This is a genomic window from Chroococcidiopsis cubana SAG 39.79, from assembly GCF_003991895.1.
In the GTDB taxonomy this organism is placed as follows: domain Bacteria; phylum Cyanobacteriota; class Cyanobacteriia; order Cyanobacteriales; family Chroococcidiopsidaceae; genus Chroococcidiopsis; species Chroococcidiopsis thermalis.
In genome coordinates, this window is sequence record NZ_RSCK01000035.1 from 1 (window position 1) to 23,821 (window position 23,821).

Annotated in this window: 16 protein-coding genes; 7 read left to right on the forward strand and 9 right to left on the reverse strand. The window is 45.2% G+C overall.

The features are described 5' to 3' along the window. Nucleotides 1–374: 374 nt before the first annotated feature. Entirely contained in the window at nucleotides 375–1,904 is a 1,530-nt protein-coding gene (locus DSM107010_RS19665) for a site-2 protease family protein (protein ID WP_106169591.1), read from the reverse strand. A gap of 250 nt (nucleotides 1,905–2,154) precedes the next feature. On the opposite strand from DSM107010_RS19665, the gene DSM107010_RS19670 reads away from it, so the two are divergent. Together DSM107010_RS19670 and DSM107010_RS19675 are read left to right on the forward strand one after the other, a co-directional pair. Then, the gene (locus tag DSM107010_RS19670; protein ID WP_106169592.1) at nucleotides 2,155–3,237 is read left to right on the forward strand and encodes a HindVP family restriction endonuclease; all 1,083 of its coding nucleotides are present in this window, start codon (nucleotides 2,155–2,157) and stop codon (nucleotides 3,235–3,237) included. Nucleotides 3,238–3,266: 29 nt separating this feature from the next. After that, complete coding sequence (locus tag DSM107010_RS19675; RefSeq protein ID WP_106169593.1) at nucleotides 3,267–4,259, forward strand: DNA cytosine methyltransferase; 993 nt, start codon at nucleotides 3,267–3,269, stop codon at nucleotides 4,257–4,259. A gap of 2 nt (nucleotides 4,260–4,261) precedes the next feature. Here DSM107010_RS19675 and murQ read toward each other — a convergent pair whose 3' ends face one another. From murQ to DSM107010_RS19690, 3 genes are read right to left on the reverse strand one after another with little or no spacing between them, the layout of a single operon-like run. Further along, nucleotides 4,262–5,164 carry an N-acetylmuramic acid 6-phosphate etherase gene (gene murQ / locus DSM107010_RS19680; RefSeq protein ID WP_127023681.1) on the reverse strand — a complete coding sequence of 301 codons (903 nt, stop codon included), beginning with the start codon at nucleotides 5,162–5,164 and terminating at the stop codon, nucleotides 4,262–4,264. A 52-nt stretch (nucleotides 5,165–5,216) separates the two neighbouring features. Further along, the gene (locus DSM107010_RS42315) at nucleotides 5,217–5,339 is read right to left on the reverse strand and encodes a hypothetical protein (protein WP_277871332.1); all 123 of its coding nucleotides are present in this window, start codon (nucleotides 5,337–5,339) and stop codon (nucleotides 5,217–5,219) included. 9 nt (nucleotides 5,340–5,348) lie between these two features. Next, nucleotides 5,349–5,747 carry a DUF3110 domain-containing protein gene (locus tag DSM107010_RS19690; RefSeq protein ID WP_181246498.1) on the reverse strand — a complete coding sequence of 133 codons (399 nt, stop codon included), beginning with the start codon at nucleotides 5,745–5,747 and terminating at the stop codon, nucleotides 5,349–5,351. A gap of 414 nt (nucleotides 5,748–6,161) precedes the next feature. Here DSM107010_RS19690 and DSM107010_RS19700 point away from each other — a divergent pair, with 414 nt between their 5' ends. After that, nucleotides 6,162–11,420: a translocation/assembly module TamB domain-containing protein gene (locus DSM107010_RS19700; protein ID WP_127023685.1), complete on the forward strand. Its 5,259-nt coding sequence runs from the start codon at nucleotides 6,162–6,164 to the stop codon at nucleotides 11,418–11,420. Between the two features lie 611 nt (nucleotides 11,421–12,031). On the opposite strand, the gene DSM107010_RS19710 is transcribed toward DSM107010_RS19700, so the two are convergent. After that, complete coding sequence (locus DSM107010_RS19710; RefSeq protein WP_181246326.1) at nucleotides 12,032–13,705, reverse strand: S8 family serine peptidase; 1,674 nt, start codon at nucleotides 13,703–13,705, stop codon at nucleotides 12,032–12,034. Between the two features lie 196 nt (nucleotides 13,706–13,901). Between DSM107010_RS19710 and DSM107010_RS19715 the strand changes: the two genes are divergently transcribed. After that, nucleotides 13,902–14,285 carry a hypothetical protein gene (locus DSM107010_RS19715; protein WP_015156018.1) on the forward strand — a complete coding sequence of 128 codons (384 nt, stop codon included), beginning with the start codon at nucleotides 13,902–13,904 and terminating at the stop codon, nucleotides 14,283–14,285. A 54-nt stretch (nucleotides 14,286–14,339) separates the two neighbouring features. Then, nucleotides 14,340–14,804 carry an MgtC/SapB family protein gene (locus tag DSM107010_RS19720; protein ID WP_015156017.1) on the forward strand — a complete coding sequence of 155 codons (465 nt, stop codon included), beginning with the start codon at nucleotides 14,340–14,342 and terminating at the stop codon, nucleotides 14,802–14,804. Nucleotides 14,805–14,880: 76 nt separating this feature from the next. On the opposite strand, the gene recF is transcribed toward DSM107010_RS19720, so the two are convergent. From recF to DSM107010_RS19740, 3 genes are all read right to left on the reverse strand, one after another. Next, nucleotides 14,881–15,984 (reverse strand): DNA replication/repair protein RecF, encoded by a 1,104-nt coding sequence (gene recF / locus DSM107010_RS19725; protein ID WP_241994276.1) that lies wholly within the window; start codon nucleotides 15,982–15,984, stop codon nucleotides 14,881–14,883. A 193-nt stretch (nucleotides 15,985–16,177) separates the two neighbouring features. Continuing rightward, nucleotides 16,178–19,018: a cation-translocating P-type ATPase gene (locus DSM107010_RS19735; protein WP_106167001.1), complete on the reverse strand. Its 2,841-nt coding sequence runs from the start codon at nucleotides 19,016–19,018 to the stop codon at nucleotides 16,178–16,180. Between the two features lie 207 nt (nucleotides 19,019–19,225). Then, nucleotides 19,226–20,425 carry an anion transporter gene (locus DSM107010_RS19740; RefSeq protein ID WP_015156014.1) on the reverse strand — a complete coding sequence of 400 codons (1,200 nt, stop codon included), beginning with the start codon at nucleotides 20,423–20,425 and terminating at the stop codon, nucleotides 19,226–19,228. A gap of 229 nt (nucleotides 20,426–20,654) precedes the next feature. Between DSM107010_RS19740 and DSM107010_RS19745 the strand changes: the two genes are divergently transcribed. Continuing rightward, complete coding sequence (locus DSM107010_RS19745) at nucleotides 20,655–21,488, forward strand: SIMPL domain-containing protein (protein WP_106167000.1); 834 nt, start codon at nucleotides 20,655–20,657, stop codon at nucleotides 21,486–21,488. 78 nt (nucleotides 21,489–21,566) lie between these two features. Here DSM107010_RS19745 and DSM107010_RS19750 read toward each other — a convergent pair whose 3' ends face one another. Further along, entirely contained in the window at nucleotides 21,567–21,935 is a 369-nt protein-coding gene (locus DSM107010_RS19750; protein ID WP_015156012.1) for a single-stranded DNA-binding protein, read from the reverse strand. Between the two features lie 740 nt (nucleotides 21,936–22,675). Between DSM107010_RS19750 and DSM107010_RS19755 the strand changes: the two genes are divergently transcribed. Further along, a complete protein-coding gene (locus tag DSM107010_RS19755; protein WP_041462553.1) occupies nucleotides 22,676–23,689 on the forward strand; it encodes a rod shape-determining protein in 1,014 nt (337 codons plus the stop codon). Nucleotides 23,690–23,821: the final 132 nt, after the last annotated feature.

Sequence of the window (23,821 nt, forward strand, 5' to 3'; positions counted from 1 at the left end):
GTATGCCTTCATTTTTATCTGGGCAGAATACACAACATTACTATTAATCGTACCTCAGTAGACTAGGAATTGCTCTATCTGCTATTAATAACTTTATAAAAGCAAGATTAGATATATAAAAAATTTAAAAAGTATGATGTGGAAAGTGTGAAGCCAAGTTTTTAGTTCGTCCAAATTTTGAGGGTATTGGTAATATATAGTGAAATGAAATTGCGTGTATGAAACTGGTAGGGGCGCACAGCTGTGCGCCCCTGCAAATTATGTATTTCATGCGATTTGAAAACGGTTATGAAATCCCCCTAAATCCCCCTTCAAAAGGAGGACTTGAAGATCCCCCTAAATCCCCCTTCAAAAGGGGGACTTTGAGAATTCTTTTAACCACCGATTCCTAAGCGTCCTGCTAATGCGGGTGTGAGGGGTAGGAGGGTAGCTATCATCAAAAACAGTGCTAATAAACCTAAAGCTGCTCTAGCATCATTCGGTTCTGTTAACTCGTTCAGGCTAGGGCGTTCTAAATCTCGTTGCAAGAAAAGGATAACAACTGCCCAGTATAAAGCTAACGGATTAGCTAAAGATGCGATCGCCAAAACGATTACTGTGGCAAAAGTCGTGCGTCCGGCGGTTTTACGCCCGTAAATTGCTTGTACGACTCGCCCACCATCTAACTGTCCGGCTGGCATCAGATTCAGCGCTGTAATTACCAAACCTAACCAGCCAATTATTGTCAACGGGTGAACGTCTACCAAAGCTTGGTTGACGGCAGAACCCAAAACGACTTTAGATAAAGCTCCGACTAAAATTGAGCCTTGAAAAAATTGCGACGGTACTTGATACATACTGCCAGGATGCGAGAGGATTAGACCCGCAAACAGCATCAGTAAGGAAACAACACCCCCAGCCACGGGACCAGCAATAGCAATATCAAATAAGGCTGTGCGGTTGGGTAGTAGCGATTCAATCCGCGTAATTGCTCCAAATGCTCCAATTTGCAGCGTTGGCAGGAAGAAGGGAGGACTGAGGCGAACTTGGTAGCGCTGGGCTAACACCCGATGTCCGATTTCGTGGGCGGCTAAAACAGCTAGAATTCCCAATGCAATTGGTAAAGCTTCGGGGAAACGACCTGGAATTGTAAAGAAGTCGAATCCTTGCAGAATACCAGCAGTTTCTAAACTTGTGGCAATGGTAGCAAGAAACAGGACTAGCGCGAAAATTTTTTGTCCTACGGTTGAGGGGCGGGGGTCGTTGCGGCTAGGAAGGACGATGACGACTGGTCTACCATCGACATTTTCCACTAAAAATAAGCGATAACGGGGTTTCTCTGGAGCTGCTTCGCTCGCTCCCATGCGTTCTTGTAAAGTGGTATTGAGGCGATTGTAAACTGCTTCTGGTTCTCCGCGTAGGTTGCCTTTGAAAATTACGCCATCTTGATAGGGGATTGACTCTGTAGCAAAAAACGTGTCGATGCCAAAAATACCGCGAATCGCGGTCAGGTCTTCATCTGGGATGGGCATTACCTCCGGCTTGTTCAGTATTTCTACTGCCTTGACCGAACTATCATCTGCTGCATTTGGTTCTGGGGTTGTCGAGTTACCTGCCAGCTTTTCTGTAGCTTTGGCGCGGAGAATGGCATCTTGTCCAGCGGCGCGGAGGCGATTGCCGAGAAAGACATATATAGCTGTCGAAGCGACGATTAACAGCAACACTCCCGCCAAATTGAGATAAATTCCGGTGGCGAATAAGCCAAAGAATAGCAGCCAGGGAGAAATCAGCACTACTGACTGTAACCAGGCGAGGATACCGAGTTTGCCAAATTTCCTCGCCCTGATAAAGCCCCAACCCAAGATACCGAGTGCAACCAAGACAACGGTAAGGATGATGGGGGTTTCTGATGCCGTAGTAAACATTGTGAATTGCGATCGCAGCTAGGGAGCATAAGTCTACTGTAGCGGAGTGCGTCACCCTTGGAAAATGAGGGAGTCGGTAGGAGCGCACAGAGAAAGCGCCCGTACTAGAGTCGGGAGTTAGGAGTGGGTAGAATACTATAACTGAGATCAAAAAGGAATAGGTTTTGGTATTCACCAGCTCAATATTTGCTAAAAATACTAAAATAAACTTCAGAATCTTTCAATTTTGTGTTAACTAACAGCTGGTTTTATGACAAATCGAATTATTCAACCAAGGCTATTTGGCTTGGCTCGTTCTAATCGAGATTTCTCATTAAGAGATAGTTGGGGCAAAAATCAGTTTAATAATTCTTTTCCGGCAGCTCTTGCCTGTTATATGTACTCTCAGGAACTCAAACCAGTATACCTTACTCTCGATTCACAGCTAAAAGTTAAACATGGAAAAATAGATGTTACAAGTATTTTTGGAATAGAGCCGCTATCTCCTAATTTATTTTTTGCTTTTGAAAGTGACTATGTGCCTTATAGAAAAACTGTTATAGGAACATTACCAAGAGTAGATTTAGTTACTCTTGAATCTCAGGGCGACTCTTGCCTAAAAGCTATAGAAATCAAACTAACAGCTTTACCAGATAACTCAACTTATCGGCTTCCAGATAATCAATATGGTTGTGAAATTGTGACAAGACCGGACACAATTGTCTATTTGGCATTGAGTATTATTGAGAAATATCAATTATCTCAACAGGCGATATTAAACGTACTACATCCGATTTGTTCTCAAATTAGTGACTGGTCGAGTATCAGTTCTGTTTTGCCGCTAGTTGTCGATCTAGTTCATGGGTTAGACTGCTTATTAGTTAGTAATATAGATTTACAACAGCCGTTAGTTATTCAGCCAGTTTGGAAAACTATTGGGAAAACATCAAAACTTTACGAGAATTGCTTAGATATCTTTGTTTGGAGTAATTTTGCTTTTACAAGACTATTTTTTGATGTCACCAAAAACTTTATTAAGTCTAGAACTGAAACTATACAACGTCCAATGCGCTCGGTCATTTGGCTAGCAAAGATGCTATATGAATTTGCTCAAAGTGGAAAAATAAATCATAAGTTTATCATTGATAACTTGTCGTATAATACTAAAAATGATAAAGCATTTGCTTTGAGTGGCTCTAATACGCACCGATATATGACCTGTCCAGAGTTGACTACACCTAGAATCACAAAAGCAGAAATAAAAAATATAATTTTAGGAGGAGGGCAGGATTTTTTAAGCCCTGAAAGGAGATTTGATGCTGTAATTTTAAGCAATCCAGAAATTTTTAATTAAATAAAATATTTAATACGTGTAGAAAAAGAATGAATCGTTATAGCCAGATTAAATTACAGTATCCTAAATGGCGAAGTCTAGATTTATTTGCTGGTTGTGGTGGCTTATCTCTAGGATTTCAAAATGTAGGTTTTCAAATAGTGGCATCTTTTGATAACTGGGAACCAGCACTCAAAGTTTATAAAAATAATTTTCAACACCAAATTTATAATCTCGATCTGCAAAACTTAGACCTTAATACCGATTTTTTAATGCAGTTTGAGCCAGATATTATTCTTGGTGGTCCTCCATGTCAAGACTTTTCTAGTGCAGGAAAGCGAGATGAAGATTTAGGTAGAGGCAATCTGACAGTTGTTTTTGCTGAGACGATCGCACAGCTTAGACCTCAATGGTTTGTGATGGAAAATGTGGATAGATTAGTAAAGAGTTATAAGTATAAAGCAGCTAGGGAAATTTTTAAAACGGCAGGATACGGACTTAATGAAGTAGTATTAGATGCTAGCTTGTGTGGCGTACCCCAAAAACGTAAGAGATTTTTTTGTATAGGAGAACTTGGAGGAACTGATCGAATTCTCATTCCTTATTTTCAGGCAAACTTATCACAACAACCAATGACGTTGAGGGATTATTTAGGAGATAGTCTAGGAATTGAGTATTACTATCGGCATCCAAGAAGTTATAAAAGAAGGGCAATTTTTAGTATTGACGAACCAAGTCCGACAATAAGAGGCGTAAACAGACCAATTCCCAAAACTTACAAACTACACCCTGGCGATGCTGCACCAATTTCATCTCATATTAGACCTTTGACCACAATTGAGAGAAGCTACATTCAGACGTTTCCGCCAACTTTTGTATTTCAGGGAGCAAAAACCGACCTAGAACAAATGATTGGCAATGCTGTACCAGTTAAACTAGCGGAGTATGTTGCTCGATGTATAGCTCAATATCTAACAGATCGAGCGAGTGCGATCGCAGAAGAATCAAAATCTCAGGTTGTCCAGCTATCCTTACTGCATTAAAACTACCCCTTACAACTCGCAACCGCAGCCCTCAGATTACCCTTGTGTTCTACCAACAACCGATCGCCTTCTTCCCTCCCTAATCCAGTCCAATGCATTAATAAAGCTAATTTTACCGATTTACCACTGCGATCGAGTAATGTTTCAGCTGCATCGGCTTCTAAATCGGTGAGGTCGCGTAAAATGCGTAAAGCGCGATCGCGTAACTTATTATTTGTCACGGCAACATCTACCATGCGATTGCCGTAAACTTTGCCCAACTGCACCATCGTCCCCGTAGAAATAATATTTAATGCCAATTTGGTAGCAGTTCCGGCTTTGAGTCGCGTCGAACCTGCTAAAATCTCTGCTCCTACCAATAGGCGAATATCCACATCCACATCAATTTGGACTTGCTCTTGGGGTACGCAGGCAATAAAAATGGTTGTAGCTCCTCTAGCTCTGGCTGCTTGTAAAGCACCCTGGACGTAAGGCGTGGTTCCTCCCGCTGTAATACCGATAACGACATCTAACTGAGTAATTTTATGTTGGGCGATCGCGCCTGCGCCATCCTCCGCCCGATCCTCCAAATCTTCCGAACTGCGAATTAAAGCCGCCGCACCCCCAGCAATAATCCCCTGTACCATTTCTGGCGGCGTGCAAAACGTCGGCGGACACTCAGAAGCGTCTAATACCCCCAAACGTCCACTCGTTCCCGCCCCAATATAAAACAGCCGTCCCCCGTGATGCAACGATTTTGCGGTCAGGGCGATCGCCTCAGCTAATTCTTGCTTTGCCTCTGCCACCGCCGCTACTGCTTTCGCATCCTCGCAGTTAAATAACTCTACCAACTCCAAACAACTTAGTCGGTCTAAGTTTTGACTGTTAGGATTCACCTGTTCTGTTAGTAGATGACCGCGATCCATAATTGGTAATTGGTAATTGGTAATTGGTCATCGGTCATCGATCGTTAAATTATCAAATTTCTCTCCCTTGTCTCCCCCCTCTCCCTTGTCTCCCCCCTCTCCCTTGTCTCCCTTGTCTCCCCCCTCTCCCTTGTCTCCCTTGTCTCCCTTGTCTCCCTTGTCTCTCTTGTCCCATTTCCACCTTTCACAATAAGCCTTCCAACCGCCGCTTAATGCTATCCAATTCAGTATCGGATATATCTGAGTCAGACTTTTCTTCGACTAAGGGTTTATCTTCATCATCTAGTTGCCAGTCGGTTTGCTCTATATTGATTTCTGGTGGAAGTGCAAGCGCACCTTCTGGAACAACTTCCCAGTCATAGCCAGCACTGTCGCAAAAATCCTTGATTTCCTCTATATCCATCGCTTCCACCGTTGGAGCGGGAAAATCTTGTGCTTCTAGCATTAAGGCAAAACGTGCTGCATCATCTTCTGATTCAAACATCAATACCTTATTGCGATCGCCTGTTTGAATAGTATGAATGCCCTCATTTTCCGTGCGGGCATTAAACAGTAACACAAATACACGCATGGGTGCAATCATAACTCTCTCCGTTCCAATTTACCTTCAGTCATCCCTTTGTTTCTTGTTAACCATAATCTTAATCAGTTATCAGTTGTCGGTGAAGAAGGGGTGTAGGGTGTGGGAAATTGGTAGTTGGTCATTGGTCATTGGTCATTGGTTGTTGGTTGTTTGTTGTCGCTCCTCTGCTCCCCTGCTCCTCTGCTCCCTCAGCTCTCTTCTCCCTGCTCCCGACTCCCTCTTATATACCTTTGTGCAGACGCAGTTTTTTTGATGAACGGATAACATCTTTGGTTATTTTGTGCAAATAGATGTTAACAATCCCGTAACGATAATTTCACATTTAAATTCTTGAATTATCCTTAAAGTTGGCGCTGCTCCCAGGTGTGGGTTTTTGCCACTAGCTCCAGCCGTCCAGATCAGCCGTGAGGGGTTATGTCTAATTTCACTGAGCCGGAAACTGAAGATTCTCAACAGTCTCCTCGACCCAACCGTCTCAAGAATATCTTATTTAGTCGGACTACTGTTGCTATTGGCGTACCAATATTGGTGGGGGTAGCAGCGGGTGCGTGGTGGATAAATCGATTCATTTACGAACAGCTATCGCCACTTGTCGAAAAAAATCTTTCCCAAACCCTGAAACGACCGATTAAAGTCGGGCGCGTCGAACGGTTTGGTTTGACGGGGTTACGCTTGGGTGCTACTTCTGTTCCGGCTACTGCTACCGACCCGGATACGGCATCGATTGAAGCGGTGGAGGTAAGCTACAACCCCTTATCAGTGCTTTTGACTCGCACTTTACCCTTAGATGTCACGCTTGTTAACCCAAAAGCTTACGTGCAGCAAGATACCCAAGGGCGCTGGGTCAATACTGATATTGCTACGGGTGGTGAGGCGGGAGGTCCAATTCAAATTGCCCTCAATCGGCTTGGCTGGCGGAATGCTCAAGCAATTTTAGTGTCTAACGTTCAACAACTAACTCGTTCTACGCCACGTAACACTGTCACCTTAAATCAAGTTAACGGAGAAGCAACTTTTCGCGAAAACTATAATCTGATTAATTTCAATTTAGCTGGGAAACCGCAGACAGGAGGAGAGCTAAAGCTTGATGGAGATTTTCGCGCCGAGTCGGGACGAGCTAGTATCAATATTAATACGCAAGAATTTCTAGCTTCCGATCTAACGCGGCTGATTGAATTGCCGTTAGTTATTCAAGGTGGTCGAGTCAACAGCGATTTTAAAGCCGAACTCACTCCTGTAAAACTGTTGGGTTTATATGGTACTGCCGACCTAAACAAGGTTACAGCTCAAGTTAATCAACTACCGCAAGCCTTTAATAATTCTCAGGGAAGGTTGCAGTTTAAGGGAACGGAAATTTACCTAGATAACGTTGCTAGTAGCTATGGCAAAATTCCAGCTGTAGCTAAGGGTTCTCTTGATATAGAAAAAGGTTTTAATCTCTCGGCTTACGTCGATGCTGTCAGCGCCGCCGCCGCAATTTCTAGTTTAAATCTACAAGTACCCGTACCCGTTGATGGTGTTTTTCGATCGCAAGTCAAACTGACAGGACCCGTAGAAGCGGCTGTTTTGACCGGAGATGTGGTAAACATCAAACCAGTCCGGTTAGATCGGTTGAATATCAGTCGGGTAAGTACGAACTTTACCCTTGATACGGCAGCAGGAACGTTAAATTTTCCCAATATATCAGCTACACCCGCTGCTGGAGGTAAGGTAACGGGTGGCGGAACGCTGAAATTAGCCCTGAAACCAGAACAGACAGCAGGTTTAGATTTTAAATTTATTGCTAATAATATTCCAGGGGATGCGATCGCCAAAGCCTACGGCGTAACTAACCAAGCTGCGAAAGTGGGAATTGTCACCGCCCAAGCCCAAGTTACAGGTACGCCAGATAAACCCCGTACAGTTGTTAATTGGCAAGCACCCCAAGCAACATATCCAGGTAAAGGACAGCTCGTAATTTACAACGCCAACAACCTCTTCCTACGCGATACAATTTTCCGCGTGGCTGGAGGTGATGTTTCAGCGGCTGGGGAGTTGGTCAACCAACGTTGGAAAGCAGCAATTAAAGCCACTGGGGTGAGATTGGGACAGTTAACCCAAGTCCCGCCCAGCTTGCAAAACCCGGTAAATGGTACGTTTACTCTAGCTGGTACGCTCGACCCAGCTAAACCGCAACAACTCACTGCTACAGGTGCGGGTCAATTAACGGGGATTGGTGGGGGTACGATTAACGTCCCTAGTATCCAAGTAGCCGCCGGACGCTGGCAAACTCAACTGCAAGCAACTGACTTACAATTGCAACGTCTCGCCCCCGTACCGCCTCAGTATGCGGGAAGTCTGAACGGAAGGCTAAATCTATCGGGGAGTACCACTGCTTTTACTCCAGAAACTTTACGGGGTAGCGGTACGGGGAGGTTAAATGTTGCCGGAGGTACGATTAATGCTAGGGATATTCAACTCAATAACGGTCGCTGGCAAGTAGCAGTTAATACGAATGGAATCCAGCTCAATCGATTTAATCCACAATTACGAGGTTTACTGACAGGAGATGCCAACTTAGCCGGAACTATCAGCGAATTCAGTCCGGCAGGAATTACAGCAGCGGGACAAGTCCGCTTGTCGGAGGAGTTAATCGGACAACCCCTAACTGCTTCCTTAAATTGGAATGGCAACACTTTAAATATTCCCCAACTCACCTCTAGAAATATTCAAGCGAACGGCAGAGTTAGTGTTGACCCGCAAAATGTTGCCTCGATAACGGGGTTAAATTTTAACGTCAAAGTGCGAGACTACGATCTCAAAAACGCTCCCGTACAGTTGCCACCTAATAGTAGCGTGGCGGGTAGAGTCAGTTTTGTTGGACAGGTTACGGGCAATTTACCAGTACCGAATGTTGTAGGTAACGTGCGGCTGCAAAACTTTGCCGTCAACAACGTAGCTTTCGACCCGCTATTAGCGGGAGATTTGCGGCTGCAACCGGGCAGGGGATTAAATTTAGATTTAGTTGGGAATCAAAACGATCGCGTTGCTGTCAATCTCAAACCCGACTATCGCCCCAATAATTTTACGGTGAGATTGGATGAGGCGATCGCCACTGGGAGAAGTCAAGGCGAGAATTTATTGGTCAATGTCGAAAACTTTCCGTTACGGGTGCTGAATCTGTCTGCACCAGCTAACCCCTACCTCACGGGTCCAGTCAGCGGCATTTTATCAGCCGATTTGACGGTAAATCCCGACCGTCTAGCCGCCCAAGGAGATGTAGCTGTAGCACAACCTGGTATAGGTAGATTGCAGGGCGATCGCTTAGCGGCACAATTTCGGTACGGGAACGGTGGCGGGACGCTGACTAATGGTGAATTTGTCAAAGGTTCAAGCCGGTATGCATTAACAGGTAGCTTCAGTCAAACTCCTAAAGGTCCTCAATTTCAAGCTAAAGCCAATATCGCCCAAGGCAACATTCAAGATATCCTCAGCGCCCTGCAAATTTATGACTTTGAAGACCTGCAACGCGGTTTTCAGCCTCCTGATTATGCTACAGCAAAAGATTTAGGAATTTTACAAGTCGGCGCACCAAATAGATCGCTATTAACTCAATTACGTCGTTATTCGGAAGTTTTAGTTTTACTGCAACAGCAGCGCCAGCAACGTCAAGATGCTTTTCCAGTCCCAGCTTTAGCCGAACTTCAGGGGACTTTTGGCGGCGAAGTTACTGCTAGTGGTTCTCCCCAACAGGGCATTGCTGCTGATTTCAATTTGCGAGGGGATAAGTGGCAGTGGGGTAAATATACTGCCGATCGCCTCGTTGCTGCTGGTAACTTTAATGAAGGAGTGCTAACCCTACTTCCCGTGCGGGTACGATTGGACGAAAACACCGCTGTAGCTTTGACTGGTCGTTTTAGCAGCGAACAGCAATCAGGTCAGTTACGAGTCAGGGGCTTTCCGTTAAGCCTACTCAATGATTTTGTCGAATTACCGATCGCCGTGACAGGTAATGTGGACGGTACGGCAACCATCGCTGGTAGTACCGAGAACCCCTTAGCAGTCGGAGAATTTCAACTCAGCGAAGGCACGATCAATCAAAACCCCGTAGAATCAGCTGCGGCTAGTTTCAGCTATGCTAATGCCCGTCTCGGTTTCGGTAGCAACATTCTGATTGCTGGACCCGACCCATTAATGGCGACTGGTAGTATTCCCTTACAATTACCTTTCGCTTCGGTTAAACCGGATAGCGACCAGATTCGGTTAGATGTCAATGTCCAAAATCAAGGACTAGCCTTACTCAATGTTTTAACCGACCAAGTAGCGTGGAAAGGCGGTGAAGGACAAGTTCAACTGCAAGTACGCGGTACTCTCAAGCAGCCAGAAGCGAAGGGAATTGCCCAAGTCAAAAATGCCACCATCACTGCTGCGGCTTTAACAGATCCATTAACAAATGTCAACGGTACGGTGCTATTTAACGAAGATCGCATTCTCGTCAAGGGAATTCAAGGCGATTTTTCCAGGGGTCAGATGGTTGCCCAAGGCGTAATTCCGATTTTTGAGAATCTAGCAGCAAATGACCCAGATGCCGCTAATCCCCTTACCGTTTCTTTAGATCGGCTGAGGTTGAATTTACCCAATTTATATCAAGGAGGCGTTGACGGTAAAGTCACTGTGACTGGCTCCACACTTAACCCCACAATCGGGGGTCAAGTTCTACTGGCGGACGGTCAGGTTTTTCTGCCAACTAGCAATGCCCCGGCTACGCCTGGGGCGCAAGGGGGACAAGGGGGACAAGGGGGACAAGGGGGAACAGCCCCGGCTCCAGCTGCTGAAGCACCTATAGAGTTGAACGATCTGCGGCTGACTTTAGGAAATAATGTGTCGGTAACGTTACCACCGATTCTTGACTTTCAAGCGGCTGGAACTTTAGTGGTAAACGGTATGCTGGGCGATTTGCGCCCTCAAGGAACTATCAATTTAGAACGTGGTAGCGTCAATTTATTTACGACTCAATTTGAGTTGGAGCGGGGCTACGAACAAAAAGCAACTTTTACACCAAAACAAGCTCTCGATCCAACCCTTGATGTGCGATTGATCGCATCAGTACCAGAAGTGACGCGATCGCAAGTCCCTTCTTCTGTTATCAGCAGCGAGATTTCTGACAACACCTTATCTACAGATATCGGTTCCGTAAATACCGTTCGCGTGCGGGCAGTAGCTAAAGGACCAGCTAGCCAATTATTTGAAAATTTGGAACTGACAAGTAGCCCTTCCCGCAGTCAATCAGAGATTATCGCTCTAATTGGTGGTGGTTTCGCGCAAACCTTGGCAGGACAGGGTGGTGGTGATACGGCGACGGGACTAGTTAATCTGGCAGGAACAGCTATATTAGGTAACTTTCAAAATACGTTTACCGACATTGGCAATGCCTTGGGTTTATCAGAGCTGCGCTTATTCCCCACTTCTATTTCTAATGAGGAGCGATCGCGCTCTTCTACTCTTGGTCTAGCGGCTGAGGCTGGCGTTGATATCACGCGCAATGCTTATGTCTCGGTTTTGACATTCTTAACTGCACAACAACCAGCTCAATTCGGTTTGAGCTATCGCTTGAACGACAACACCCGCGTCCGCGCCGCGACAGATTTTGCCGACGATACGCAAGCTGTGGTTGAGTATGAAGTGCAGTTTTAAATCCCATTGTCATAGTAAGGTTGGCATTGCCCACCCTACACTCAAATTTCACTAATATACTGGGGAGCAGGGAGCAGGGAGTAGGGAGCAAATGAAAAAGTTTTGGCTAATCTTGCTTGTAGACAATTGACTGGTTCTAATTTCTTCTCTTTTTGCTTGAATTACTATAAATCTTCTTTTATATTTCTATTCTGTTACAAAGAAGGTTATATTTTAAATATACAGGCAATAGCAACAAATAGATTAATAAAGTTAGCTTATCGCAGTGAAAAGAAACTCAAAAGTATCGATTCGATCTTTTGGGTTAAACATGCTGCAAACTAAAGAGATATCCAAGAAACGCATAGCGTTTAGTGGGAATTTTTAGGGAGGCAATTGCAGCTATGAATTTTATCGATTGTCTAGTTCTAACTTTTGCTAACATGGCTCTGTGTCTCAGCTTGCCTAAGCTACTGTCTTTGTTGACAGCTCCAAAGACTCGGAAACTCGAAAGTATTAAGCCAGCTTTAAGCGTACCAATAGTTGAGTCTGAAGCTCCTCGTCTTCTCCAAATAGAAAGTTAGAAAGTTGAGAAGTTTCACTTTTTTGACTTTTAACTTTTCACATTTGACTTACTGAGCGGGTACAGTCCACCAGGCGATCGCGTAAGGTTGAGAGGGTTGATTTACTTGTTGGCGAAATTGGACGCGAATTTTGTAACTGCCTGTAGTGGGAACTGGACAAAAAATATGCTCGATACTATCAACCTCGCTAGTTGAGGTACAAATATTACTAGCAGCAGCGTTGGAGTCTGCATTTAATAAGTAAAGGTCGAGATTATTTAAACCGCGATCGCGAAAATCTTCTCCAACATCAAAGCTGCCATTTTGATTTTTATCTCTCAATTCTACTAAGCGCTCCCACACCAAGGTAATTGCAACGTAACTACCTTGTTTTAAAGGTGCAGCTAGGACATAATCTTCAGCAGAGTTAGCTTTGAGTTGACGATAGTTCCACCCCATCGCTGGAACTGGTTGCCAAGATTGCCACTGACCTGCTTTAAACTGTTCGTAGGCACGAAAAGCATTCAATTGACCTGCACCGATTTCAGAATTTAAAGAAACTTTGGGTTGACGGTAAGCATCGGAATCTACCCAATTGCGATTTTGTTTGTCAATAATCGTCTTACTCATCCCTAATCGCAAGCCATCACCCGCATCTTGTACTTTATCAGCAGAGTTAAGCAACACCGCTTTCATTACCTGATGCCGACGAGCATCCAAACTCCAATTCCGTGTAGATCCCCCCAACCCCCCTTGGAAAGGGGGGCGAGAGGCGATCGTCTTGTCCCCCTTCTCAAGGGAGATTGGGGCGCTCGCCATCTTAATCTGTTTATCCCCATATTCCTGTAGCAGCGCCACTGTAGCTGTAACGTGAGGTGCGGCAAAACTCGTACCCGTAACCTCCTTGACCTTAGCATCGGGGTTAAGGGCATAAACCCTGTTGCCAGGAGCAACCAAACTAATCGACTGCCGCGTACCGAGATTCATTTCCCGTCCCCGCAACCTACCCTTCACGCCACCACCAGCGGCACTTAAATTAGTCACATCAACTTTGCGGAAAATTCCGTCTTGACGCGAGGAAAAAGCAATATTCATGCCGTTGTAATTATCGGTAGGGATGGGAATTCCGCCCTTCCCCTGATTTCCGGCAATAACATACAACACATCGTGGACGCGGCTAGACCAATCCAAACAGCGAGTTAGTAGAGAATTACCATCTAATCTCGCCTCCGGTCGCGGGTCGCGTTCCAAAGTTTCACCAAAACTAAAATTAATCGCCCGCACGTCACCGCTATTGCGGTTTGCTGTTGATTGTGCGGATAAACATTCTTCCGGCTGTCCGGCATACTTCACCGAACCTACCGCAGTCGAGTATAATCTAGCTCCTGGGGCGATCCCTGCCAGAGTTTTGCGATCGCTAATCATAATGCTGGCAACATTTTGGGCGTGGGGGTCGATATTCGTATTTGCCTTAGCCGCACCATTACGCAAAAACACGCCAGCTGGGGCGATCGCAGGTTGTTTGGAAACCGCCTTATCCAAGCCAAACTTTCCAGGTCGTCCAATTTCCACCTGACCGATCGCAATTTTCCGCCCAATTAAGTTGTAAGGTAATTCATGCAGCCGTTGGGCATCAATTCCCGCGACTCCGATAGACAGCGATTCCTGCGTCCACACCGGACGCGCCAACCCTACAGCCGCCAAACAAATGCCCCCTGTCACCCAGACCAGCTTTTTCACCAATTTCTCCTTCAATTAGGAAATGCAGCTTTACACTTTACTCTAAAACAAATGGGAGTCGAGAGTCGGGAGTCGGTACGGGCGCTTTCTCTGTGCGCCCGTACGGGAGTCGTTCGGCGCGGAAGTTGGAAGTATTTCACGCACCACGCATCACTCATTTAAACAAGCTACGATCGCATTAGTACTGGAGTCATAAATTATGTGGGGTAGTTTTCAAAACAGTCAGTTACGGATTGAAGTAGAGGCATCAGCAGCAGCAATCAAAGATAGTTTGTTGCGTCCCGAACAAATGCAAAAATGGCTATCGCCACAACGGTTAGCTTCAGGAATGCCAGAACAACTCCATCCAGGTCTGACTTTTACTAGTTGGATTGGACCTGTAGCGATCGAGCATCAAGTAGAAGTGGCAAAGCCAAATTGTCTGCGCCTGTTACTCCACGGGGGAATTGATGGATTTCACGAATGGTATTGGGGCGAAGGTTGGGTACAATCGCGCATCGAAGGCGTATCCTTACTTCCACTCAATTTGGCTCAAACGTTAGGCTTGCTGCGCTTGCGCCAATTTTTAACAGTTAATAGTTAACAGATCTATGTAGAGACGTTACATGTAACGTCTCTACACCGCAACAAAGAACGAATGACTAATATATCTTTTGCCCCTGACGATTGGTTAAGTATTTGCTTCAGGCTAGCTATGGCTTTGGTATTTGGGGCAATCCTCGGTGTAGAACGCCAGATCGGTCGCAAACCAGCGGGTTTACGCACGCATATGCTAGTCAGTCTGGGTTCGGCATTACTAATTATGCTTCCATTGCAAATCGTGGCGACAGCAGAGGAAGGACGTGATGCGATTAGTCGCGTCATTCAAGGGATTGCTGCGGGGGTAGGGTTTATTGGTGCTGGAGAAATTTTGCGCGAAACTCAATCACAATCTCGTATGGAGCGGGTACGGGGACTCACATCAGCGGCAGCAACTTGGGTTTCGGCTGGCTTGGGAATTGCTGCTGGTTGCGGCTTATGGCAAACGGGTTTAGTTAGTTCTGTGTTGGCTTTGATCGTTTTGACTGTATTTAAAAGACTGGAACAACCGAGAAAGGGGTAATTGGGAAGTCGGGAGTTAGTAAATTCTCCTCTGCTCCCCTGCTTCCTTGTCCCCTTCTGTCTCCTGTCTCCTGTCTTCACTGGTCACTGAATATTTGCCCTGCATTAACTGAGAGAATTTGCGATGCTTGGAGCCACTGGGAATCGAAGGCAGCTAAATGAGTTGTAGCAATCAACGTTTGAAAACGGTCTTGAATTGCCTCAAGAAGTTGATTTTGACGGTTGAGATCGAGTTCTGCTAAGACATCATCTAGTAATAATAGCGGTGGTTCTCCGACAACGGCTTCGATCAGTTTCAATTCTGCTAGCTTGAGGGCTAAAACTAAAGTGCGCTGTTGACCTTGGGAACCATATTGCTTAGCAGGAGTTTGATTAATTGTCAATTCAATTTCATCTCGGTGGGGACCGACTAAAGTTGTGTTTTGATGTTGTTCGGCGATCGCTCTTTGTTCTATCTTCTCTAAGAAAGCTTGCTGCACTCCTTCAGGATCGGTTGCGGTGAAGGGTACATTTGGGGCATACCGAATTTGCAAAACCTCAGCTCGATCGCTAATGCTAGCGTGCCACTCAGCAGCCAAAGGTGCTAAACGCTCGATCGCCCGCGCCCTTCTCCTCACTACCCGCGAACCAATAGTTACTAGTTGCGCATCCCAAGCCGCTAATTCTTCCTTCTCCTGTACGGGCATTGGAAACCCGCCCTTACTTTTCAAAAATGCATTTCTCTGCCGCAATATCTGATTGTATTGCTGTAAGATATGGGCGTATACGGGTTCTAACTGGATTAACAGGGTATCCACCCAGTGACGGCGCTGTTCTGGCGCACCCCGCACTAGTTCTAAATCTAAACTGGAAAATTCTACAGCGTTCAAGACACCTAAAAAATCCAGTTGGCGGCGCAATTGTTCGCTATTGAGAGCTACTGTCCGCCGCCCCTGACGGCGCAGAGTTACAGATAGATCGATGATGCCTGCTTGTCGTTCTAGCTTGGCGTGAATTTGTCCGAATGCCTCTCCATCCCTAACTAAATCGCGATCGCGTGCCAAACGGTGCGATCGCAATGTTGCCAGCAATTCCACTGCTTCTAATAAATTGGATTTACCCTGAGCGTTATTACCCACCAATATTGTTTTAGGAGCAACGAAATCAACTCGCTGCTCCTGATAATTCCGAAATTGCTTCAAGTGGAGGGTTTTGAGGAACATTTTGATTGGTAGTTGGTAGTTGGTAATTGGTAGTTGGTAGTTGGTAGTTGGTCATGCGTCATTTGTCATTTGTGGTAATTGATGGAATTGATGGTTAGTGGCGATCGGTTTTGACTTTTGACTTTTGACTTTTGACTTAACTCATTACCCATTACCTATTACCCATTACCTATTACCTATGCGCTTTCCGTCGCTGTTGCCAGTTAATAAACAACTTCTCTAGCTCGATCCAGACGAACATTAAACTGCTAAAGCCGAAGCAGATTAATAATTCTATCGGAGTTATGAAGTGAGTGCCAAAGAAAGCTCGTAAGGGTGGGACGTAAATGAGTAGCATTTGCAAGACTGTGGTTAACGCTACAGCTCCTAAAACGTATGGATTAGACAACGGATTCATTTGAATTGTCAGACGGGTGTTGGAGCGAATCGCCAAAGCATGACCCATCTGTGCTAGGCAGAGCGTGGTAAATACCATCGTTTTCCAGCGATCGCGACTTAGTTCGTTCGGAATGACATTCGCTTGCGTGTGGAAGTACGCCCACTCCATTAAAATAATTGACAAAATGGCAAAGATAATCCCAATCCGCACCATGTACCAACCCAAGCCCCGGGCAAAAATGCTTTCGCGGGGACTAAATGGCGGGCGTTTCATGACGTTGGGTTCTGCTGGTTCTACTGCCAAAGCTAACGCTGGTAGACCATCCGTTACCAGGTTCATCCAGAGAATTTGCAATGGTGACAGCGGTACGCCGCCAAGTCCAAGAATTGGAGCCGCAGCAATAGTTAACACTTCACCGATGTTACTACCGAGAATGTATTTAATAAAGCGGCGGATATTGGTATAAACAACCCTACCTTCTTCAGTGGCAGCGACGATCGTGGCGAAGTTGTCATCTAGCAAAACCATATCGCTAGCTTCCTTGCTCACGTCCGTACCAGTAATACCCATTGCAATTCCGATATCTGCTTGCTTTAAGGCGGGGGCATCGTTTACCCCGTCTCCCGTCATTGCCACAAATTTACCCTTGCGTTGCAAAGCCTGGACGATCCGAAGTTTGTGTTCGGGAGATACTCTAGCGTAGATACTCGTTTGGTCTACTTCCCGTTCTAAGTCAGCTTGACTCATCCGTTCTAATTCTTGCCCGGTTACAGCGCGATCGCCTGCTTGAGCAATGCCTAAATCGATTCCGATTGCCCTTGCTGTTAACTGGTGGTCGCCCGTGATCATGATCGGACGAATCCCAGCTTCGCGAGATCTGGCTACTGCATCCCTCACTTCCGGTCTGGGTGCATCAAGCATTCCTACTAATCCCAGCCAAACTAATTCTCGTTCTGAAGTCTCTTCCGATCCCTCTGGAGGCAGTTCTGACCAGGGTTTATAGGCAAAACCCAACACCCGCAACCCTTGACTTGCCATCTGGTTATTTTTTTCCAGAATTTGCTGCCGTTGAGCATCATTAATCGCCACAGCGCGATCGCCTGTATGAATGCGATCGCACCGTTCCAAAGTTAACTCTGGCGACCCTTTTGTAAACATTAAATAAGCCGAATTATGAGAGGCTAAAGACGAGAGAGCGTAATCTTGTACCTCCTGACTTCTACCTCCTGCCTCCTGCCTCGTTCTACAAATCACGCTCATTCGCTTGCGTTCGGAGGAGAAGGGAAATTCAGCAACACGGGGCAAGCGGCTCGACCACTGGTCTTTTTGAATTCCGGCTTTAGCTGCTAAAGTTACCAATGCCCCTTCGGTGGGATCGCCGACAATCTTCCATTGTCCTTGTTCCTCTTGCAAGAAAGAATCGTTACACAAGGCACAGGCAACTAGCAATGCTTGTAAATCTGAATCTCGGTCTGCGTCAATCGCTCGACCATCGCTCAAAAATTCTCCTTGGGGTGCATAACCTTCGCCAGTTACTCGCAGAGATTTTTGGTTTAACTCGACTGCCTGCACCACCATTTTGTTTTGCGTCAGCGTCCCTGTTTTATCAGAGCAAATTGTGGTAACGCTGCCTAAAGTCTCCACCGCAGGCAGTTTGCGGATCAAGGCATTGCGCTTCACCATCCGCTGCGTTCCTAGCGCTAGAGTCACGGTAATCACCGCTGGTAAGCCTTCTGGGACTACGGCAACTGCCATACTCAAAGATACTTGCAGCAGTTCTTCAAATGCATCCCAACCCAAGCGCAGCACGCCACCCACAACCACCAAGGCGACTAAAATCATCGCCCCTGCCACTAGGACGTTGCCCAACTGTGACATCCGTTGTTGTAGGGGAGTCGGCTCGCTTTCCACTCCTTGCAGCAGGGCAGCGATTTTACCAAGTTCCGTTTGCATTCCCGTGCCGGTGACAATAACCTTGGCACGTCCTTGAGTGACCTCCGTACCTTGATAGACTAAGTTAACGCGATCGCCCAAGCTTGTCTCTTCGGCTACTTGAATATCTGCCTGTTTTTCTACTGCATGAGATTCTCCCGTCAAAGCTGACTCGCGAATTTGCAGGTTTGATTCTTCAATAATCCTGCCATCGGCGGCGAGTTGGACTCCAGCTTCAATCAGCATGATGTCCCCTGGTACGAGTTCTTTTGCCGCAACTTCTGTGAGTTTGCCGTCGCGCATAACTCGGACTAAGGGAGCAGACAGTTTTTTCAGCGCTGCTAGAGCTTTTTCAGCACGGCTTTCTTGTACGTAGCCAAGAATACCGTTGAGAACGACGATTAAACTAATCGCGATCGCGTCTTTGGGAAAATCGTTATTGCGTATATCTAACACTGCCGATACAATTGCTACAGCAATTAGCATCAGCAACATAATATTTTTGAACTGATCGATCAGGATCGCTAGCGGACTGCGACCTCCTGACTCTTGCAATTCGTTGGCTCCATACTCCTCTAAGCGTTGCTTGACTTGAGACGAGCTTAAACCCGCTTCTGCATTGCTCTCTAAGACTTGTATAGTTTTATCAACTTCTAAGGCGTGCCAAACGTGGGATGGGTTAGGATGAGGGGTTGCAGACATGGATAGTTTGCTAAGAAATGCTTGCTGAATTAAATCATAAATTAAGCACTATATTTAGGCTATCTGTTCTAAGGAATGGTGGGAAGCAAGGGAAGAAGTTGTAATTCACACCTCATAGCAATTCTCGATTGTGTGGATGACATTTGTAGGGGCGCTTTCTCTGTGCGCCCCTACAAGACGTGTATTGCATCTAATTGAAAACCGCCATCATTGCTGTAGCCAAATATAGGCAATTCCTAAAGTGACTAGACTCAAAGGCAAGCCAAAGCGCAAATGTTCCCAAAAACTGAGACGATAACCTTGTTTTGCCGCAGCTTCAGCCACAATCATATTTGCTACCGAACCTAAAAGCGTCATATTTCCAGCTAAAGTTGAACCAGCTGCCAGTAACAACCACTCGCGATCGCTATTTTGAGGAATTAATGGTTGTAACAACAATACTGCTGGAACGTTGGATATTAAATTAGAAAGCACTACTGTTACGCTTAATAATCCGGCGTTGCTATCTGTTAATACTGTAAAACTTTGAAGAAACTTTAGATTTTTAACACCGTTTGTGAGTACAAACAAGCCAGAAAACATCAGCAATAAATCCCATTCTACTGCTGGTAGAATTTTCTGTGGCTTTAGCCTACGGGTAATTAAAAGCAATCCAGATGCTACCAACGCTGACTCTGCTAGCGGTGCGCCGAGTAGAAATGCTATTAACATCCCTCCAGTAATAATTAAACTTTTATACAGTACGGGTTTAAGAATACGTCTGCGTCTAATGTGGGGACGGTCGAGGATAGGTTTCAAAGAACGAATTTCGGGATACAAATACCACAGCCAGCCTAATTGTACGAGCAATCCCACTACAGCAACAGGAGCTAAAGCCTGAGTAAATTCTAAATAACTAATTTCTGAAAAAGAAGCAATTAAAATATTTTGAGGATTGCCATTTAAAGTAGCAACAGAACCAATATCTGTTGCCCCTGCTAATGCTAAAAGATAGGGAATTGGGTTTAATTCTAAAACTAGCGCTAGAGCGAGTGTTAAAGGCGTAAAAATTAGCGCGATCGTATCGTTGAGAAATAAGGCAGATAAAAAACCACTGACAAATGTTAAAGCAGTTAGTAATCCAAAAGGACTGCGAGTGTAACGTAATAAAATATTTAAAGCTAGTTGAAAAAAACCGGCGCTGGTAAGGTAAGCATTGACAATCATAATACTAAGGAGAAAAACGATCGTTCCAGCGTCGATCGCCTCCCAAGCTTCTTTGAGACTAAAACTACCAAAACCAACTAGACAAGCCGCCCCCACAAAAGCGATCGTCGCGCGATTCATCCGCAAACCGGGGAAGTAGCCTAGCCCCAAACCTAAATAAGTTAACCCAAGGATGATGTATTGGAAAAGGTCATTTGTCATTCGTCATTTGTGAGTGTTTAATCATAACTCCTATCTCCTCAGTTTTGACCATTCGCTTTGCTCAAGGACAAGCTTTTAACTTTTAACTTTTGACTTTTGACTTTAAATTAGCTTAGTTACTAAAACTGTAACCATTCACAACTTATCCTCATTCAATGCCAGATTAGGAACGTATTTTCATCCAGTTTGTCTAAGAAAGTACGGTATTTGTGTGAGGTAAATCAGTTCAATGCAACACTTCTCAATACATCAAAAAAAATTTGCTTCCAAGCGCAAACCAGTTGAATTCTCGCTTAGCGGCTTAGCGACTTTGCGCGATCGCAATCTCAAGTCTCAAATCCAAAACAGTATTACAGTTACGGCGATCGCATTGAGTTTGTCAACTCTCAGTTATATTTATCCCGTATGGGCGCAACCAGCTCCAGATAAAATGGATCGAACTTATAAAACTCTGACTGTCACGGGTAGAGGGGTAGAATCTATCCCTACTACGCTAGCTCAGGTACGTTTGGGAGTAGAAGTACAAGGCAAAACAGCCCAGCAAGTACAGCAAGAAGCAGCGCGGCGATCGTCAGCAGTTGTAGACTTATTGAAATCGCGTAACGTAGAAAAACTAGAAACTACAGGAATTTACTTAAATCCTCTTTATAACTACGCCAATAACGAGCAACGGCTTACGGGTTATTCTGCCACAAATACAGTAAGTTTCCGCGTCCCAACCTCACAAGCTGGTAATATCATTGATGCTGCCGTCAAAACTGGAGCAACTCGGATCGAAGGGGTGAGTTTTATTGCTACAGATGAGGCGATCGCCAAAGCGAGACAACAAGCCCTGCAAGCAGCGACAAAAGATGCTCAGCAGCAGGCAAGTGCTGTTTTGAGCAGCCTCAATTTCAGCCAAAAGGAAATTGTCAGTATTCAAATCAACAGCGCTAACCCGCCACAGCCTCCCATGCCTTTAATGGCGCGAGAAGCAGCTTTTGCCGATAAAGCCGCTACGACTCCTGTAATCGGTGGAGAACAGCAAATAGAGGCTTCTGTAACGCTGCAAATTGGTTATTGATAGACCTAAATCATTTAGGGACGCACAGATGAATCTAGGGGCGCACAGCCGTGCGCCCCTACACATATGCAAATTTGGTTAAAAATTGTCATCGCTACTGTAACCGCTATAGCCGCCACCTTCGTTATCGCGTTTAGATCCTAAAAGATCCATTTTGTCCACAAGAATGATTGGTGTTGAACGCGGTGTACCCGTATTGCGATCGTCCCAGGTGTCGAACTTTAAGGAACCCTTGATTCCAATTAGACTTCCCTTACGAACGTAATCTTTGGCTGTTTGCGCTGTTTTACCCCAAATTTCTAGCGTGAACCAGTCTGGTTCCTCGCTATTTTTGGTTGGTCTCCTTACAGCTAGCGTCATGCGGCACTTGACGCTACCAGACTCAAAATACTTAATATCAGGGTCGCCACCAACACGACCGACGAGAGTAACAACGTTAAGACTCATATCACTCAAATTTAGTACAATTGTACTTAATTTACTATAACCACAATCGTAGCTTATTCCGTACCTATACTGGCAAGATCTCAGTTGTCAGTTATCAGTGGCTGGTGGTTAGTGACTAGAGATAAAAAGCTGATTTTACTAATTACCATCCAATTATCAATTACTCATTACTAATTTATGAAGATTTTATAAATTGGCGCGTTAGGTATTTACTTCTTGTCAACGATCTCCTTTTTTCTTCACAATTCGATTAAGTGTTAATACTTATTCATCAAGAGATCGCCCGAGTTTCAATAATTGGAAATTGGCTTTTCGGTAACTGATATAGCAGTTCTAAATGATTTGTAAAGCGAGCTTCTAGCCTGCCGAAGGCTAGAAGCCTGCTCCACGTTCATGAATCAAATATGATTGCTACAACTGACAACTGTGAAATTACTTAAAGTAAGCAAAAAATGGCTTAAATTTGTATAAAGATTCAGTGAAATTACTCTTGGGAATTTAGTTGGACAAGCGTTAACTTTTCTTAACTGAAGGGGTGTTTTTGTCAGCCAGTCTAAGAATTGCAACTAAGCCTGACCGAGAATTAGTTGGCTCGACTAAACTCGAATTAGAGGGATAAAAAAATTCCGATCTAGTTACTAATACTCTACTGATGTGTAAAAACTATATCTTGCTTTTACGGGGGAGTGAGAAGCGTGGGTATGTTTGGTCTGTTTAACCGTTTGTCGTTGTCTAGAGATATGGGTATCGATCTCGGTACTGCAAATACCTTGATTTATGTCTCTGGAAAAGGAATTGTACTGCAAGAACCTTCGGCGATCGCACTAGATTTAAGCGATAAATCGTCGATTGCTGTGGGAGAAGAAGCCAGAAAAATGCTTGGTAGAACGCCTACTAAGCCCGTCAACATCTCGGTAATTCGTCCGCTACGTGATGGAGTTATTGCTGACTTCGATGCTGCTGAAATGATGCTGAAGCATTTCATGCAAAAAGTTCATGAAGGCAGGGTTGTCTCTCCCCGTGTCGTGATTGGTATTCCCAGTGGAGTTACGGGGGTAGAACGCAGAGCATTAATGGATGCAGCATCTCAAGCAGGCGCAAGAGAAGTTTATTTGATTGACGAACCACTAGCAGCCGCGATCGGCGCGGGTCTGCCTGTTGCCGAACCCATCGGTAGCATGATCGTAGATGTTGGGGGTGGAACAACCGAAATCGCCGTTCTCAGCCTTTACGGTACGGTACTGAGCGAATCGGTACGAATTGCAGGAGATGAGCTGAATGAAGCCATCATGCAGTACATGCGAAAAATTTACAACTTAGTCATCGGCGAACGCACGGCGGAAGAAATTAAGCTGCGGATTGGCTCTGCCTATCCCTCCCGCGATGACGAAGATAATATGATGGAAGTTAGAGGGTTGCATCTGCTTTCTGGTTTGCCGCGTAGCGTCACGATCAAAGAACCAGAGATTCGCGAAAGTATGTCAGAACCGCTGTCTGTGATTGTGGAAGCACTCAAGCGGACGCTGGAACGGACACCACCAGAACTTGCAGCCGACATTGTAGATCGAGGTATTATGCTTGCGGGTGGAGGCGCGAAGTTGAAAGGACTAGATACACTAATTAGTCATGAAACTGGAATTGTCACCCACGTTGCAGCCGAGCCAATGCACTGTGTCGTCTTAGGAACGGGATTGGCACTAGAAAAATTTAAGCAAATGGAGCGAGTCTTTAGCGATCGCTCTCGGCGTGGATAAAAATGGCATTTGGTAATGGATAATTCAAAAGTCAAAAGTTAAAAGTCAAAAATAGGAGTTAGAAGTTGTAAGTCGTAAGTAAAAAGTTACTAACTACTCACAAATGACCAATGACTAATGACCAATTACCAA

Coding starts and splice junctions, on each gene's coding strand:
- DSM107010_RS19735 (WP_106167001.1), bottom strand. CDS start 19,018: ATGTCTGCAACCCCTCATCCTAACCCATCCCACGTTTGGCACGCCTTA.
- DSM107010_RS19755 (WP_041462553.1), top strand. CDS start 22,676: ATGGGTATCGATCTCGGTACTGCAAATACCTTGATTTATGTCTCTGGA.
- DSM107010_RS19715 (WP_015156018.1), top strand. CDS start 13,902: ATGTGGGGTAGTTTTCAAAACAGTCAGTTACGGATTGAAGTAGAGGCA.
- DSM107010_RS19675 (WP_106169593.1), top strand. CDS start 3,267: ATGAATCGTTATAGCCAGATTAAATTACAGTATCCTAAATGGCGAAGT.
- DSM107010_RS19750 (WP_015156012.1), bottom strand. CDS start 21,935: ATGAGTCTTAACGTTGTTACTCTCGTCGGTCGTGTTGGTGGCGACCCT.
- murQ (WP_127023681.1), bottom strand. CDS start 5,164: ATGGATCGCGGTCATCTACTAACAGAACAGGTGAATCCTAACAGTCAA.
- DSM107010_RS19740 (WP_015156014.1), bottom strand. CDS start 20,425: ATGACAAATGACCTTTTCCAATACATCATCCTTGGGTTAACTTATTTA.
- DSM107010_RS19745 (WP_106167000.1), top strand. CDS start 20,655: ATGCAACACTTCTCAATACATCAAAAAAAATTTGCTTCCAAGCGCAAA.
- DSM107010_RS19690 (WP_181246498.1), bottom strand. CDS start 5,747: ATGATTGCACCCATGCGTGTATTTGTGTTACTGTTTAATGCCCGCACG.
- DSM107010_RS19720 (WP_015156017.1), top strand. CDS start 14,340: ATGACTAATATATCTTTTGCCCCTGACGATTGGTTAAGTATTTGCTTC.
- DSM107010_RS19665 (WP_106169591.1), bottom strand. CDS start 1,904: ATGTTTACTACGGCATCAGAAACCCCCATCATCCTTACCGTTGTCTTG.
- DSM107010_RS42315 (WP_277871332.1), bottom strand. CDS start 5,339: ATGGGACAAGAGAGACAAGGGAGACAAGGGAGACAAGGGAGACAAGGG.
- DSM107010_RS19670 (WP_106169592.1), top strand. CDS start 2,155: ATGACAAATCGAATTATTCAACCAAGGCTATTTGGCTTGGCTCGTTCT.
- DSM107010_RS19700 (WP_127023685.1), top strand. CDS start 6,162: ATGTCTAATTTCACTGAGCCGGAAACTGAAGATTCTCAACAGTCTCCT.